General features: G+C 74.8%; 11 protein-coding genes. 5 read left to right on the top strand and 6 right to left on the bottom strand.

Annotated features, from left to right (window positions below; all coding sequences use genetic code 11):
• Positions 1-189: 189 nt before the first annotated feature.
• From ndk to ACYQBY_RS10625, 5 genes are all read right to left on the bottom strand, one after another.
• The gene (ndk, locus tag ACYQBY_RS10605) at positions 190-627 is read right to left on the bottom strand and encodes a nucleoside-diphosphate kinase (RefSeq protein ID WP_459643811.1); all 438 of its coding nucleotides are present in this window, start codon (positions 625-627) and stop codon (positions 190-192) included.
• Positions 628-672: 45 nt separating this feature from the next.
• Positions 673-1,023 carry a DUF4233 domain-containing protein gene (locus ACYQBY_RS10610; protein ID WP_459643812.1) on the bottom strand — a complete coding sequence of 117 codons (351 nt, stop codon included), beginning with the start codon at positions 1,021-1,023 and terminating at the stop codon, positions 673-675.
• Between the two features lie 18 nt (positions 1,024-1,041).
• A complete protein-coding gene (locus ACYQBY_RS10615; protein ID WP_459643813.1) occupies positions 1,042-2,373 on the bottom strand; it encodes a bifunctional folylpolyglutamate synthase/dihydrofolate synthase in 1,332 nt (443 codons plus the stop codon).
• Positions 2,370-5,597, bottom strand: a complete 3,228-nt coding sequence (ileS, locus tag ACYQBY_RS10620; RefSeq protein ID WP_459643814.1) for an isoleucine--tRNA ligase — start codon at positions 5,595-5,597, stop codon at positions 2,370-2,372. Before ileS ends, ACYQBY_RS10615 begins: the two co-directional genes overlap by 4 nt.
• 324 nt (positions 5,598-5,921) lie before the next feature.
• Positions 5,922-6,527 (bottom strand): copper resistance CopC family protein, encoded by a 606-nt coding sequence (locus tag ACYQBY_RS10625; RefSeq protein WP_459643815.1) that lies wholly within the window; start codon positions 6,525-6,527, stop codon positions 5,922-5,924.
• Between the two features lie 186 nt (positions 6,528-6,713).
• Between ACYQBY_RS10625 and ACYQBY_RS10630 the strand changes: the two genes are divergently transcribed.
• The 4 genes from ACYQBY_RS10630 (at position 6,714) to ACYQBY_RS10645 (ending at position 13,430) form a co-directional block, all read left to right on the top strand.
• Positions 6,714-7,937: a thiolase family protein gene (locus tag ACYQBY_RS10630; protein ID WP_459643816.1), complete on the top strand. Its 1,224-nt coding sequence runs from the start codon at positions 6,714-6,716 to the stop codon at positions 7,935-7,937.
• A gap of 122 nt (positions 7,938-8,059) precedes the next feature.
• Positions 8,060-10,099, top strand: a complete 2,040-nt coding sequence (locus ACYQBY_RS10635) for a 3-hydroxyacyl-CoA dehydrogenase NAD-binding domain-containing protein (RefSeq protein ID WP_459643872.1) — start codon at positions 8,060-8,062, stop codon at positions 10,097-10,099.
• A gap of 157 nt (positions 10,100-10,256) precedes the next feature.
• Positions 10,257-12,074, top strand: coding sequence for a bifunctional metallophosphatase/5'-nucleotidase (locus ACYQBY_RS10640; RefSeq protein WP_459643817.1), 1,818 nt, complete (start codon positions 10,257-10,259; stop codon positions 12,072-12,074).
• 210 nt (positions 12,075-12,284) lie between these two features.
• Positions 12,285-13,430: a GH12 family glycosyl hydrolase domain-containing protein gene (locus ACYQBY_RS10645; protein WP_459643818.1), complete on the top strand. Its 1,146-nt coding sequence runs from the start codon at positions 12,285-12,287 to the stop codon at positions 13,428-13,430.
• A 60-nt stretch (positions 13,431-13,490) separates the two neighbouring features.
• Here ACYQBY_RS10645 and ACYQBY_RS10650 read toward each other — a convergent pair whose 3' ends face one another.
• Complete coding sequence (locus tag ACYQBY_RS10650; protein ID WP_459643819.1) at positions 13,491-14,669, bottom strand: acyl-CoA dehydrogenase family protein; 1,179 nt, start codon at positions 14,667-14,669, stop codon at positions 13,491-13,493.
• Between the two features lie 190 nt (positions 14,670-14,859).
• Here ACYQBY_RS10650 and ACYQBY_RS10655 point away from each other — a divergent pair, with 190 nt between their 5' ends.
• Positions 14,860-15,474, top strand: a complete 615-nt coding sequence (locus ACYQBY_RS10655; protein WP_459643820.1) for a hypothetical protein — start codon at positions 14,860-14,862, stop codon at positions 15,472-15,474.
• The last annotated feature ends 31 nt before the right edge of the window (positions 15,475-15,505 follow it).

Genomic DNA, 15,505 nt, shown 5'->3' on the forward strand with positions numbered 1-15,505 from the left:
TCCTCTCGCACGCTTGCCCCGAAGGGCCCGCCCGTCCCCGCTGTGCGGGGCGGGCCCGGGCCCACTGCCACGTCCATCGGCAGCGGGGCGGGCGGACTTGAGCAGAGGTGCGCGGGAGGCACCCGGTCGGCGGTCGACGCCGCGGACGGGGGGTGTTCCCGTCCGCGGCGTCTCACCCCGCGGGGCGCGTCAGGACAGGCCGGGGAACCACAGGGCGATCTCGCGGGCGGCCGACTCCTGCGAGTCGGAGCCGTGCACCAGGTTCTGCTGCACCTTCAAGCCCCAGTCCCGGCCGAGGTCGCCGCGGATCGTGCCGGGGGCGGCGGTGGTGGGGTCGGTGGTGCCGGCGAGGGCGCGGAAGCCCTCGACGGCGCGGTGCCCCTCCACCACGGCGGCCACGACGGGCCCGGAGGACATGAACTCCACGAGGGGCTCGTAGAAGGGCTTGCCCTCGTGCTCGGCGTAGTGGCCCGCGAGCAGCTCGCGGTCGGCGGTGCGCAGCTCCAGCGCGACGAGGGTGTAGCCCTTCGCCTCGATGCGGCGCAGCACCTCCCCCACGAGGTTGCGGCGGACGCCGTCGGGCTTGACGAGGACGAGGGTGCGCTGCGGAGCGGTCGGGTCGGCCACGGCGTCACCCTAGTGCCCGCCCCGACGGCGACGCCGACGCGGGCGTCAGGCCCCCAGCCGCCGCGCGACCTCCGCCCGCTCCCGCTCGATGCGCGCGCCCGAGCGCAGCGCCACCAGCCACATCAGGGCGAACACCGCCCCCACCCCGAACATCATCGGGACCCAGAACCCGCAGGCGACCACCAGGACCTGCAGGACCGTCCCGAGGACGTAGCCCGCCGGCGAGCGCAGCATCCCGCTCGCCAGCAGGCACAGCAGCGCCAGGACACCCCCGCCGACCAGCGAGGCCTGCATCCCCACCGGGGAGAGCCGCATCGCCACCAGCGCGGCGAACGCCACGACCAGCGCCTCGGCCACCAGGACGCTCGCGGCCATCATCCGCTTCGGGTTGCGCACCGTTCCTCCTCCCCGTCCTCAGCGGACCCGCAGCAGGGTGCGGGCGTCGCCGGCCAGGACCACCGAGCCCGTCACCACGACCCCGCCGCCCACGTCGCCGTCGGCCTCCGCCCGCCCCAGCGCCACCTCCAGCGCCTGGTCGACCCGTTCCGCCACGTGCACCCGGTCCTCCCCGAAGACGTCCTCCGCCAGGGCGGCGAGGTCCGCGGTCTCCATGGAGCGGGGCGAGGAGGAGCGGGTGACGACGATCTCCGCGAACACCGGCTCCAGCGCGACGAGCACCCCCTCGGCGTCCTTGTCGGCGGCGACGGAGACGACCCCGACGAGCCGGTTGAAGGTGAACGCCTCCGCGAGGGCCTCCGCCAGCACCTTCGCCCCGCCGGGGTTGTGCGCGGCGTCCAGCACCACCGCCGGGGCGCGGCGCACGACCTCCATCCGGCCCGGGGAGGTGACGTCGTCGAACGCGGCCTCCACGAGCCCGGGGACGAGGGTGGAGCCCGGTTCGGCGAGCAGCGCCTCAGCGGCGCTCAGCGCCACCGCCGCGTTGTGCGCCTGGTGCACCCCGTGCAGCGGCAGCATGATCTCCGTGTAGGTCCCGCCGCGGGTGCGCAGGTCCACGAGCTGCCCGCCGAGGGCCATCCGCCGCTCCACCACCCCGAAGTCCACGCCCTCGCGCACCACGGAGCAGCGCTCCTCGACGACCCGGCGCATCAGGACCTCGGCGGCCTCCGGCTCCTGCGCGGCCAGCACCACGGTGGCGCCGTGCTTGATGATCCCGGCCTTGTTGGCGGCGATCTCCTCGATCGTGGAGCCGAGCCAGGCCTCGTGGTCGATCGAGACGGGTGTCACGACGCACACGTCGGGCTGCACGACGTTCGTGGTGTCCCACGTGCCGCCGAGGCCGACCTCGATGACCGCGACGTCGACGGGGGCGTCGGCGAAGGCCCAGAAGGCCATGACGGTCAGCACCTCGAAGAAGCTCAGCCGCGGCTGCCCGGCCGCGGTGGACCTCTCGTCGACGATCCGCACGACGGGTTCCACGTCGTCCCACAGCGCGACGAACCGCTCGTGGCTGACGGGCTCGCCGTCGATCGCGATGCGCTCGGTGATGTCGGACAGGTGCGGGCTGGTGAAGCGGCCGGTGCGCAGGTCGTGCTCGCGCACCAGCCGCTCCACGATCCGCGAGGTGGACGTCTTGCCGTTGGTGCCGGTGACGTGGACCACGCGGTAGGCGAGCTGGGGGTCGCCGAGGAGGTGGCAGGCCTCGCGCACCCGCTCCAGGGTGGGGTGGATGCGGTGCTCGGGGTTGCGGGAGAGGATCTCCCGCACCACCTCGTCGTAGCGGCTCACCGGGGTCCCTCCGCGCGCTCCACCGCGATGCGGACCTCGTGCCCGTCGACCTCGCCGGTCAGCGTGGCGCGCTCGGCGGGCAGCGCCGCGGCCGAGCCCGCCGAGCCGAACTGCTGCGCCAGGGTCTCGCCCACCACGAGGTTCTGGTGCTTCACCAGCGCCTCCCACACGGGGCCGTCGGCGGCCACGGTGAGGCGGATGCGGTCGGACACGTGCAGCCCGGCGTCGCGCCGCGCCTGCTGCACGAGCCGGATGACGTCCTTGACCAGGCCCTCCGCGGCCAGCTCCGGCGTCACCGTGGTGTCCAGGACGACCCACCCGCCGCCGTCCAGGAGCGCGACGCCCCGCCCGGCGCCCTGCGCGCCCTCCACGACCGTGTCGACGGTGTACTCCCCCGGCTGCAGGGCGATGCCGCCGGCGAGGACGCCGTCGGGGGTCTCCTGCCAGTCCCCGGCCCTCGCGGCGCGGATCGCGGTCTGCACGTCCTTGCCGATGCGCGGGCCCGCGGCGCGCGCGTTGACGGAGAGCCGCCGTGTCACACCGGCCCCGGCGCCGCCCTCCGGCGAGCCGAGGGCCACCTCGCGCACGTTGACCTCCTGCGCGATGAGCTGCGCGAAGGGCCGCAGCAGTTCCGGGTCGTCGTGGACCTCCACGCGCGTCAGCGGCAGCCGCACCCGCAGGTTCTGCGCCTTGCGCAGCGACAGCACGGAGGAGCAGACGTCGCGCGCGCGGTCCATCGCGGCGACGAGGTCGTCGTCGGCCGGCAGGTCGCCGGCGTCCGGCCAGTGCGTCAGGTGCACCGAGCGGCCACCGGTGAGCCCCCGCCAGATCTCCTCCGCCACGAGCGGCAGCAGCGGCGCCAGCATCCGCGTCAGCGTCTCCAGCACCGTGTGCAGGGTGTCCAGCGCGTCGTGCGCCGCCTCGGACTCCCCGTCCCAGAACCGCTCCCGCGAGCGGCGCACGTACCAGTTGGTGAGGACGTCGAGGAAGTCGCGGGCGCTGGCGCAGGCGCCGGAGACGTCGTAGCCGTCGAGCTGCGCGGTGACGGTGCTCACCGTGTCGTGCAGCTTCGCCAGGACGTAGCGGTCCAGGACGTCCGGGGAGGACGTGCGCCACCGCGGCCGGTGGCTGGAGGTGCCCGCGTACAGGGAGAAGAACGACCACGTGTTCCACAGCGGCATGAGCACCTGCCGCACCGAGTCGCGGATGCCCTGCTCGGTGACGACGAGGTTCCCGCCGCGCAGCACGGTGGAGGACATCAAGAACCAGCGCATCGCGTCGGAGCCGTCGCGGTCCAGCACCTCGGACACGTCCGGGTAGTTCCGCAGCGACTTGCTCATCTTGCGCCCGTCGGCGCCCAGCAGGATGCCGTGCGAGACGCAGGTGCGGAATGCGGGGCGGTCGAACAGCGCCGTGGCCAGCACGTGCAGCGTGTAGAACCACCCGCGCGTCTGGGCGGCGTACTCGACGATGAAGTCGCCCGGGTAGTGGCTCTCGAACCAGTCGGTGTTCTCGAAGGGGTAGTGCACCTGCGCGAAGGGCATCGCGCCGGACTCGAACCAGCAGTCCAGCACCTCCGGGACGCGGCGCATCGTCGACCTGCCGGTCGGGTCGTCGGGGTTCGGGCGGGTCAGCTCGTCGACGTGCGGGCGGTGCAGGTCCGCCGGGCGCACGCCGAAGTCGCGCTCCAGCTCGTCGAGGGAGCCGTAGACGTCCACGCGCGGGTGGGCCGGGTCGTCGGAGACCCACACGGGGATCGGGCTGCCCCAGTACCGGCTGCGGCTGATCGACCAGTCGCGGGCGCCCTCCAGCCACTTGCCGAAGGAGCCGTCCTTCACGTGCCCGGGCACCCAGTCGATCTCCTGGTTGAGCTCGACCATCCGGTCGCGGATCTTCGTGACCTCCACGAACCAGCTCGAGACGGCCCGGTAGATGAGGGCGTTGCCGCAGCGCCAGCAGTGCGGGTACGGGTGGTCGTACGTCTCCTGCCGCAGCAGGACCGTGCCGGGCGTCACGGACCCGCCGTGCCGCTTGAGGTCGGTGATGATCTGCCTGTTGGCGTCGAACACCTGCACACCGGCGTAGTCGGGCACCTGGGAGGTGAACTCCCCCCGGGAGTCCACCGGCACGACGGCGGCGATGCCCGCGGCGTCGGTGACGGCCTTGTCCTCCTCGCCGAACGCGGGCGCGATGTGGACCGCGCCGGTGCCGTCCTCGGTGGTGACGTAGTCCGCCGGCAGCACCCGGTGGGCTCCCGCGTGCCCGGCGAAGTACGTGAACGGCGGGGTGTACGCCGAGCCGAGCAGCTCCTCGCCGGTGAGGCGCCCCACCACGCGCGGGGCCTCGGCGCCCTCCTCGGTCAGCTCGCGGGCGTACGCGCCGACGCGGTCGGCGGCCAGCACGAGGCGCCCGCCGTCCTTCTCCACCACGGCGTACTCGATGGCCGGGCCGACCGCGACGGCGAGGTTGCTGGGCAGCGTCCACGGCGTCGTCGTCCACACCAGCACCCGCGCCCCGGCGGCGGGACCGGACGTCAGCTCGAAGCCGACGGTGACCGCGGGGTCCTGGCGCTGGCGGTACACGTCGTCCATGCGGGTCTCGGTGTTCGACAGCGGCGTCTCGCAGCGCCAGCAGTACGCCAGGACGCGGAAACCCTCGTAGATCAGGCCCTTGTCGTACAGGGTCTTGAACGCCCACATCACCGACTCCATGTAGTCGGTGTCGAGGGTCTTGTAGTCGTTCTCGAAGTCCACCCAGCGGGCCTGGCGGGTGACGTACGCCTCCCACTCGGAGGTGTAGCGCAGCACGGAGGCCCGGCAGGCGTCGTTGAACCTCGCGACGCCCATCTGCTCGATCTCGGACTTGTGCGTGATGCCGAGCTGGCGCTCCGCCTCGACCTCGGCGGGCAGGCCGTGGCAGTCCCAGCCGAAGCGGCGGTCCACGCGCTGCCCGCGCATGGTGCGGTAGCGCGGGACGACGTCCTTGACGTAGCCGGTGAGCAGGTGGCCGTAGTGCGGCAGGCCGTTGGCGAAGGGCGGGCCGTCGTAGAAGACGAACTCGCCGGTGCCGCGCGGGTGCTGGGCCAGGCTCGCCTCGAACGTGCCGTCGGCCGCCCAGGAGTCCAGGACGCGCCGCTCGATGTCGGGGAACCTCGGGCTCGTCGGCACGGTCCCGCCGGCGGGCGGGGTGGGGGTCTGCGGGTCCGTGGGTCCCGAGGCGGACATGGTCTCCTCCAGCCGAGTGCGTTCCACCCGCGAGGACGACGGGCCCCGCTCTCGGCGCCCACCGCGGTACCACCCCGCTTGCCGTCGCGCGGGCGCCCCGGGGGGCGCTCACGACGACGACCGCTCGTCGTCCGGCTGTCACGGGCCGGACCCGTCCGGGTCTAGTGGGGCGGCCCGCGCGGGACGCCCGTTCTTCCGGAGGCTCACCGGTGATGGCCGGGTCGATGCCTGTTCGCCGAGTCTAACGGCCGGGCGCGCCGCGGCCATCCCGGTTCCGCACGCACAGCACTGGTCGCGGGCGGTTCTGCACTGGGCGCGGGCGGTTCAGTGCTGCCCGGGAGGGCCGTTGGGGTCGCGGCGCCGGCGCAGCACGAGCGCGACGGCACCGGCGCCGGCGAGGAGGGCCGCGGCGCCGACGAGCAGGCCCTGCGGTCCGGAGGCCCGCGGCGCGTCGATGCCGGGCAGCGGCGCGGGTGCCGAGGAGGTCGCGGAGGAGGTGGCGGACGGGCTCTGCGACGGGGTCTGCGACGGGCTCGGGGAGGCGGCGGGCCCGGCGGTGACGGCGAAGGAGAACGTCCCCTCGACGGGGTGCCCGTCGCCGGAGGCCACCCGCCAGTCGACGGTGTAGGTCCCCGCCGCCAGCGCCGGGGGGAGGGCGGCGCTGACGCGGGCGCCGTCCACGGCGGGTGCGGCGTCGGCGACCGCGGCACCCGAGCCGTCGCGCACCAGCACCCGCGGGGAGACGGCGAGCACCTCGCTGGAGAACGTGAGCACGACCGCGGCCGGTGCGGCGGCGAGCTGCGCCCCGTCGGCGGGGTCGCTGGAGAGGAGGCGGTCGTGGGCGGCGGCCGGCGCGGCGGGCAGCGCGAGGGCGAGCAGGGCGGCGGCGGTGGTCAGGAGGGGGCGCACCCCGGCGGGTCGGTTCGGCACGGGGTGAGCCTAGGCACGCGGCCCGCGCGGGCCCGGCACCGGCTCGACCCGAGAAAACCCGGACTGCGGGTACCGGATACCTCCGTTCCGGCGTAGTGTGACGGTGCCGCTCCCGACCGGGACGGCCGGGCGCAGCCGCTCCCGACGCACCGCTGCACGGGCGCAGCGCACCCGCCAGGAGGACCCGTGGCACCGACCACCGGCCGCACGCACCGCGAGGTCGTGTTCGTCGACGGGGTCCGCACCCCGTTCGGCAAGGCACGACCCGACGGTTACTACGCCGAGACCCGCGCCGACGACCTCGTGGTGAACTGCCTGCGGGAGCTGCTGCGGCGCAACCCGGGCCTGGCCCCCGAGCGCGTCGACGACGTCGCGATCGCCGCCGCCACCCAGAGCGGCGACCAGGGCCTGCTGCTCGGGCGCAGTGCCGCGCTGCTGGCCGGCCTGCCCGCCACCGTCCCCGGCTACTCGGTCGACCGCTGGTGCGCCGGCGCCATGACCGCCGTGACCACCGCCGCCGGCAGCATCGCCCTCGGCGCCGCCGACGTCGTCCTCGCCGGCGGCGTGGAGCACATGGGCCACCACCCCATCGGCACCGGCACCGACCCCAACCCCCGGTTCCTCACCGAGCGGATCGTCGAGCCCGACGCGCTCAACATGGGCATCACCGCCGAGAACCTGCACGACCGCTACCCCGCCCTCACCCGCGAGCGCGCCGACGCCTGGGCGCTGAACAGCCAGCTCCGCTTCGCCAAGGCCCAGGCCGACGGCGCCGTCGGCCGCGACCTCGTGCCGGTCGCCACCCGCAGCACCACTCGCGGCTACGGCCTGGCCACCGTCGACGAGCTGGCCCGCCCGCAGACCACGCTGGAGGGGCTGGCGAACCTCAGGACGCCCTTCCGCCCGCACGGGCGCGTCACCGCCGGCAACGCCTCGCCCCTCACCGACGGCGCCACCGCCTGCATCGTCGCCGAGGAGACCACCGCGCGGGAGCTGGGCCTGCCCGTGGCCATGCGCCTGGTCAGCCACGCCTTCGCCGGGGTCCGGCCGGAGGTCATGGGGTTCGGCCCCGTCCCCTCCACGGAGAAGGCGCTGCGCCTGGCGGGGCTGACGATGGACGACATCGGCCTCGTCGAGATCAACGAGGCGTTCGCCGTGCAGGTGCTCTCGTTCCTCGACCACTACGGCATCGCCGACGACGACCCGCGCGTGAACCCCTGGGGCGGGGCCATCGCCATCGGGCACCCGCTGGCCTCCTCCGGCGTGCGCCTCATGACCCAGCTCGCCCGCCAGTTCGAGCAGCACCCCGAGGTGCGCTACGGCATCACGACGATGTGCGTCGGCCTCGGCATGGGCGGCACCGTCGTCTGGGAGAACCCCCACCACACGAGCGAGGGGAGCCGCGCGTGAGCACCACCGCGAGCACGACCGACACGACCGGCACGAACCTGACCCCCTCCCCCGGCCCGTCCACCACCACGGGCACCTCCCCCGCCGCCGGGCCCCGGCCCTCCCCGGCCACCCGCGCCCTGCTGCGCGTCGTCGACCTGCCCGGCGGTCCCGGCCGCCTGGCCCTCGTCACCCTCGACAACGGCGACCCCCGCCGCCCCACCCCCCTGTCCCCCGACGCCCTGGACAGCCTCGGCGCCGCGCTCGACGAGGCCGCCCGCAGCGACGTCGTCGCGGTCGCCGTGACCGGCAAGCCCGGGTTCTTCTGCGCCGGAGCCGACCTCAAGCGCATCGGGGAGCTGCGGACCCGCGAGGACGCGCTGCGCACCGCCCGGCAGGGCCACGAGGTGTTCGCCCGCCTGGCCGACCTCGGCGTGCCCACCTTCGCCTACGTCAACGGCCTGGCCCTCGGCGGCGGCCTGGAACTCGCCCTGGCCTGCACGTACCGCACCGTGTCCACGGCCGCGGCGGGCATCGGCCTGCCCGAGTGCTCCCTCGGCCTGGTCCCCGGCTGGGGCGGGGCGTTCCTGCTGCCCCACCTCATCGGCCCCGACGCCGCCGTCGACGTGATCGTCGGCAACCCCCTGGCGAACAACCGCACCCTGAAGGGTCCCGAGGCGCTGCGCCTGGGGATCGCCGACGCCGCCTTCGAGCCGGCCGACTTCCTGGAGCGGTCCCTGCGCTGGACCTCCCAGGTGCTGCGCGGGCAGGTGCGCGTCGAGCGCCCCGCGGTGGACCGCGACGAGGCCGCCTGGGCCGCCGCCGTCGCGAGGGGCCGCGCCGTGGCCGACGCCCGCACCCGCGGCGCCGCGCCCGCCCCGTACCGGGCGCTGGACCTCGTCGCCGCCGCCCGCACCGCGAGCCGCGAGGAGGCGTTCGCCGCGGAGGACGAGGCGCTCGCCGACCTCGTCTCGAGCGAGGAGACCCGCGCGAGCATCTACGCCTTCCACCAGGTGCAGCGCGCCGGAAGGTCCACCGCCGGGGCGCCGGATCCGGGGCTCGCGCGCCGGGTCGGCAAGGTCGGGGTCGTGGGCGCCGGCCTGATGGCCGGCCAGCTCGCCCTGCTGTTCCTGCACCGGCTCAAGGTCCCCGTCGTGCTCACCGACGTCGACGACGAGCGCGTCGCCAGGGGCCTGGGGTTCGTGCGCGCCGGCATCGACGAGCTGCACGCCAAGGGCCGGATCACCGCCGACGGGCGCAACCGCCTGCACGCGCTGGTCTCCGGCTCCACGGACCGGGCCGTCTTCGCCGACGCGGACCTCGTGATCGAGGCGGTGTTCGAGGACCTCGACGTCAAGCGCTCGATGCTGCGGGAGCTGGAGCCCCTGCTGCGCGAGGACGCGCTGATCGCCACGAACACCAGCTCCCTGTCGGTGAGCGCCATGGCGGAGGTGCTCGCCCGGCCCGAGCGGCTCGTCGGGTTCCACTTCTTCAACCCCGTCGCGGTGCTGCCGCTGGTGGAGGTGGCCCGCACCCCGCACACGGACGACGCGACCCTCGCCACGGCGCTCGCGGTGGGCCGGCAGCTGAAGAAGACGTGCGTGCTCGTGCGCGACGCCCCCGCGTTCGTCGTCAACCGCGTCAGCACCCGGATGTTCGCCGAGGTGATGGCCGCGATCGACGCGGGGATGCCGCTGGAGGACGCCGAGCACGCCCTGGACCCGCTGGGGCTGCCGATGTCGCCGCTGCGCCTGGCGCAGCTGGTCGGCCCCGCGGTGATGCTGCACGTGTGCGAGAGCCTGCACGCGGCGTTCCCGCAGCGCTACGCCGTCTCGGCGAACCTGCGGCGCTGGGTGGAGGCGGGCAGCCCCGACCTCGTCAGCCGCAAGGGCCCGCTCACCCTGACCGGGGAGGCGGAGGGCCTCTTCGCCCAGGGCGCCGAGCGGGTTCCCCGCGAGGAGCTGCTGCGGCGGGTGCAGGACGTCCTGGCCGAGGAGGTCGGGCTGGTCCTCGACGAGGGGGTGGCCGCCTCGCCGCAGGACGTGGACGTCTGCATGGTCCTGGGCACCGGCCACCCGCTGTTCCTGGGCGGGATCACCCCGTACCTGGACCGCACGGGCGCCTCCGAGCGCGTGCGCGGGCGCCGGTTCCTGCCGCCCGGCGTGGCGAGCCTGCCGGCGTGAGCCCTCCGCGCCGCGGGCCGCCGTCGTGCGGCCCGCGGCGCGCCGCGCTCCCCCGCGGTTTGCGGCGCTCGTCACGCCCCGTTCACCCGGCCGACGTCTCCGGACGGCGGCGCGGGTGATGATGGGACCGCCCACAGGCCCGACCCCAGGAGAACCGATGACGCGACCGCGCGTCCACCGCCCCCTCACCGCCCTCGGTGCCGCGCTGGCGATGACCGCCCTCGGCGCCACCACCGCGCTCGCCCCGGCGAGCGCCTCCCCCGGGGCCGAGGCCGCGGGGAAGAAGCAGAAGACCGTCGACGTCCAGCTCCTGGCGATCAACGACTTCCACGGCGCGCTGGAGCTGCCCACGGGGTCCAACGGCCGCATCCAGACCGGCGTGGCCGCCGACGGGAAGACCCCCGTCACCGTCGACGCCGGCGGCGTGGAGCACCTGGCCACCACCATCCGGCAGCTGGAGGCGAGCCAGCGCGAGGGCAGCACCGTCGTCCTCGGCAACGGCGACCTCGTCGGCGCCTCGCCGCTGCTGTCGGCGGCCTTCCGCGACGAGCCCACCATCGAGGCGATGAACCTCCTCGGCATGGACGTCGCCACCGTCGGCAACCACGAGTTCGACGAGGGCTCCGCGGAGCTGCTGCGCCTGCAGAACGGCGGCTGCCACCCCGTCGACGGCTGCGCCGACGGCACCCCCTACGACGGCGCGGACTTCCCGTACCTCTCGGCCAACGTCACCGTGCAGGCCACGGGCGAGCCGCTGCTGGCGCCGTACACGGTCCGCACCGTGCAGGGCGTCAAGGTCGGCTTCGTCGGGGTCGTCCTGGAGGGCACGAAGGACATCGTCAGCCAGCAGGGCGTCGCGGGCCTGGAGTTCTCCGACGAGGCGGAGACCACCAACAGGTACGTGCGCGAGCTGCGCCGCAAGGGCGTGCAGACCATCGTCGTCCTGCTGCACGAGGGCGGCGCGCAGAGCGGGACGACCTCCTGGGACATCAACGGCTGCAGCGGCCTCAGCGGGCCGGTGACCGACATCGTCGGCCGCATGGACGCCGAGGTCGACGTGGTCGTCACCGGCCACACCCACCAGGGCTACAACTGCGAGATCGACGAGAAGATCGTCACGAGCGCCGCCTCCAACGGCCGCGTCGTCACGGACATCGACCTGACCGTCGACAAGCGCACCGGCGACGTCGTGGACGGCCGGGCGGAGAACGTCATCGTCCGCCGCACCGTGCCGGCGGACCCGGAGCAGACCGCCCTCATCGCCCGCTACCGCGCGGCCCTGGGCCCCATCGCCTCGCAGGTCGTGGGCCGCACCGCCGGGCCGCTGCTGAAGACCCAGGAGCAGCTGTTCCCCACGGGCAGGAACTCCCAGAACCAGGAGACCTTCGCGCTCGGGGAGTCCCCGCTCGGCAACCTCATCGCCGACGCCCAGCTCGCCGCCACGGACGACGAGCAGCGCGCGGTCGCCGCGTTCATGAACCCCGGCGGCGTCCGCGCCGACCTCAACGCCGGCGCCACCGGCGAGGACGCCGTCACCTACGAGGAGGCGTTCACGGTCCAGCCGTTCGCCAACAACCTCGTCACGCTCGACCTCACCGGCGCGCAGGTCAACTGCCTGCTGGAGCAGCAGTTCCAGGTGGGCCGCACGCTCTACCCCTCGGCCACGGTCTCCTACACCGTCGACCCGGCGGGCACGAGCGCGGCGGTGGGCGCCGACCCGTGCACCGGCACGCGGGTCGTGGACTCCAGCGTGCGGATCGGCGACGCCCCGGTGGCGGCCGGCTCCACGTACCGCGTCACGGTGAACAACTTCCTCGCCGGCGGCGGGGACGGGTTCTCCGTCCTCACCGGCGGCACGAACGCGGTGACCGGGCCGATCGACCTCGACGCGTTCACCGCCTACCTGGGCGCGAACTCGCCGGTGCGCGCCCCGGCGCTGGACCGCATCCGGCTCACCACCGAGGTGCCCGCCTGACCCCGCACGCCTGAGCTCGCAGGACGGGCCACGACCCCACCGGGTCGTGGCCCGTTCCGCGTCCCGGGTCGCGCGGGCAGGTGTGAACGTCCACGACGCCGGGCGTGGACGTCCACGCCATGCTTCGGTTCGTGCTTTCCGCGACGCGGCGTGCGGTGCGCCGCGGGCGTCCTGCCGAACCCCTCCGGCGCCCCCGACCCGAGGAGCCCGATGAAGCGTCTCCACGCCCTCGCCCCCGTCCTGACCGCGGTGCTCGCCGCCGCGGGCGCAACGGTGGTCGCGGCCTCGCCCGCGCACGCCGACACCGAGATCTGCGACCAGTACGGCAGCACCACCGTGGCCGGTGGCGCGTACATCGCGCAGAACAACCGCTGGGGCACCGACGCGACGCAGTGCATCAGCGTCTCGTCCACCGGTTTCCGGATCACCCGCCAGGACGGGGTCAACCCCACGAACGGCGCCCCCACGTCCTACCCCTCGGTGTACTGGGGCTGCCACTACGGGGCGTGCACGCCCGGCTTCAACCCGGTGGCGGCGAGCTCCGCGCAGTTCGACAACATCAGCACCAGCGTCTCCATGTCGTACCCGGCGGGCGGCAACTGGAACGCCTCGTACGACATCTGGTTCGACCCCACCCCGCGCCGCACCGGGCAGAACACCGGCGCGGAGGTCATGGTGTGGGTGAACCGCGCGGGGAGCCCGCAGCCGATCGGCTCGCGGGTGGGCTCGGCCACGATCGCGGGCAGCACCTGGGACGTGTGGTTCGGCAACATCGGCTGGAACGTCATCTCCTACGTGCGCACCTCGGGCACCGCGTCCCTGAGCTTCCCGGTGCGGGCGTTCTTCGACGACGCCGTCACCCGCGGCTACGCGCAGCGTTCCTGGTACCTCACGAGCGTGCAGGCCGGGTTCGAGCCGTGGTCCGGCGGGACCGGGCTGGCGGTGAACAACTTCTCGGTGAGCACCGGCGGCGGCACCCCGACGCCCACCCCCACCCCGACGCCCACGCCGACCCCGACCCCGCCCCCGACCCCGACGCCGACCCCGGCGCCCACGGGCAGCGGTTGCGCGGCGACGTACCGGGTGACGCAGTCGTGGAACGGCGGCTTCACCGCCGACGTGGCCGTCCGCAACACCGGCACGAGCACGACCCCGCGCTGGCGGGTCACCTGGACGTGGCCCGGCGGGCAGACCGTGACCAACACGTGGAACGCCACGGCCTCGCGCAGCGGCAGCACCCAGACGGCGACGAGCCTGTCCTCCGACGCGGCCGTCGCGCCGGGGACGTCCACCTCGTTCGGTTTCCAGGCGAGCGGCAGCGCCGCGACCCCCGCCGTGAGCTGCAGCACGAGCTGACGGCCCGGCCCGGCACGTCCCGGTGGCGTCCTCCCGCGGCGGGAGGGCGCCACCGGCGCGTCAGGCGAAGGCGCCGATCCCCGTGATCTGCCGGCCCACGATGAGCGTCTGGATGCTCTCGGTGCCCTCGTAGGTGTGCAGGGCCTCGATGTCGGCCAGGTGCCGCACCACGCGGTGCTCCAGCAGGATGCCGTTGCCGCCCATCAGGTCCCGTGCCATCGCCAGCACCTGGCGGGCCTTGCGGGTGGCGTTCATCTTCGCCAGCGAGGCCATCGTGTCGGTCAGGCGGCCCTGCTCGGCCAGGCGGGAGGTGCGCAGGCAGAACAGCTGCATGGCGGTGACCTCCGCGAGCATGTGCACGAGCTTCTCCTGCACGAGCTGGAAGGAGGCGATGGGCCTGCCGAACTGCCTGCGCTCCAGGGCGTAGGCGAGCGCGCACTCGTACGCGGCGGTGGCGTGCCCGAGCGCGGACCAGGCGATGCCGGCGCGGGTGGCGGACAGGACCCGGCCGGTGTCCTTGAAGGAGCGGGCGCCGGGCAGCCTGTTGCCCGCCGGGACGCGGCAGCCGCGCAGGACGATGTCGGCGTTCCACACCGCCCGCAGGGAGCCCTTGCCCTCGATGACGGTGGCCTCGTAGCCGGGGGTGCCGCGCTCGACGAGGAACCCCTGGACCTGCCCGTCCTCCCCGCGCGCCCACACCACGCACACGTCGCAGATGGTGCCGTTGCCGATCCAGCGCTTGGCGCCGTCGAGGACGTAGGAGTCGCCGTCGCGGCGCGCGGTGGTCTCCAGGGCGACGGAGTCGGAGCCGTGGTCCGGCTCGGTCAGGGCGAAGGCGCCGACCGCCTCCAGCCGCGCCATCGCGGGCAGCCAGCGCTCCTTCTGCTCCTCGGAGCCGCAGAAGGCGATGGAGCGCATGGCCAGCCCGGCCTGGACGCCGTGGAAGGTGGCGAAGCTGCCGTCGCCGCGGTTGAGCTCCATCGTGATGAGGCCGGCGGCGGTGACGCTCATCTCGGGGATGCCGGGCCCGGTGAGCGCGTCGCCCACCACGCCGAGCGCGGCGTAGCGGGGCACGAGGTCGGCGGGGAACTCCGCGCGCTCCCAGTACCCGCCGGCGACCGGGATGACCTCGGTGTCGACGAAGCGGCGCACCGTGAGCCACAGCTCCCGCTCGCGGTCGGTGAGGTCCTCGGCCAGCCCGTAGTAGTCGACTCCCACACCGCTGTCGGCGTCCCGCACGTGTGCCCCCTCCGGCGCCTCCTCCCGCGAGGGGCGCAGCGTCGTCCTCGACGGTCCCGGGAAGTCTCACACATTCCCGGCACTCTGAGTACCACTAACCGTGGACCGGTGCCCCGCGGTCGGCGCCTGTTCGGGTGAGGGGTGCCGCCGGCACCTCCCCCGCCCACCCCGTCGTGCGCATGCTGGGGACGTGCCCCTCCCCACCCACCCCGGCGACCGCACCCGTCCGCGCCCCGCCGCGCCCCCCGCCCCCCGCGCCACCGCGCGGCCGGCACCGCTCGGCGCCCTCGGCGCGGTGGTGGGCGCGTCCGCCGTGCTGGCCACCGGTGCCCTCTGGTGGGCCGTCGCCCCGCCGCAGGCCCCCGCGTGGGCGCAGCGGCCGGTGGTGCTGCCGGAGTCGGTAGCCGGCTACCTGCCCCTGCCGGCCGACCTCGACTTCGGCCGGGACACCCGGTGGCGCGACGGCCGGGCGGAGGAGCTCGCCGGGGCCGCGTTCGCGGGCCGCGCCTACTCCCCCACCGGAGAGGCCGGCACCCCCGTGCTCAACGTGTCCGCGGGGCGGACCGGCGCCGCCGGCTTCGCGGACCGGGTCCTCGCCGCGGGCGGCGAGCAGCGCCACGGCGAGGTCACCTGCACCCGGACGATCGCCCTGGACGGCGGTGCACCCGGCGCGTCGGAGACGGTGGTGGTCTGCTGGCGCAGCAGCGCCCGCCTCACCGTCACCGTCACGGGCCTGGGCCGCACGCCGGGACTCGACGCCGTCGCCGCCGCCGCCGTCTCGCAGGTCTGGACCGCCGTCTCCTGAGCCGCGGACGTCCCGGCCGGTCCCCCACCGG

Source organism: Kineococcus anabasis, from assembly GCF_054590795.1.

Bases quoted from the DNA above. Each gene is read 5' to 3' on its own strand.
- ileS (WP_459643814.1), bottom strand. From the start codon at position 5,597: ATGTCCGCCTCGGGACCCACGGACCCGCAGACCCCCACCCCGCCCGCC.
- ACYQBY_RS10640 (WP_459643817.1), top strand. From the start codon at position 10,257: ATGACGCGACCGCGCGTCCACCGCCCCCTCACCGCCCTCGGTGCCGCG.
- ACYQBY_RS10645 (WP_459643818.1), top strand. From the start codon at position 12,285: ATGAAGCGTCTCCACGCCCTCGCCCCCGTCCTGACCGCGGTGCTCGCC.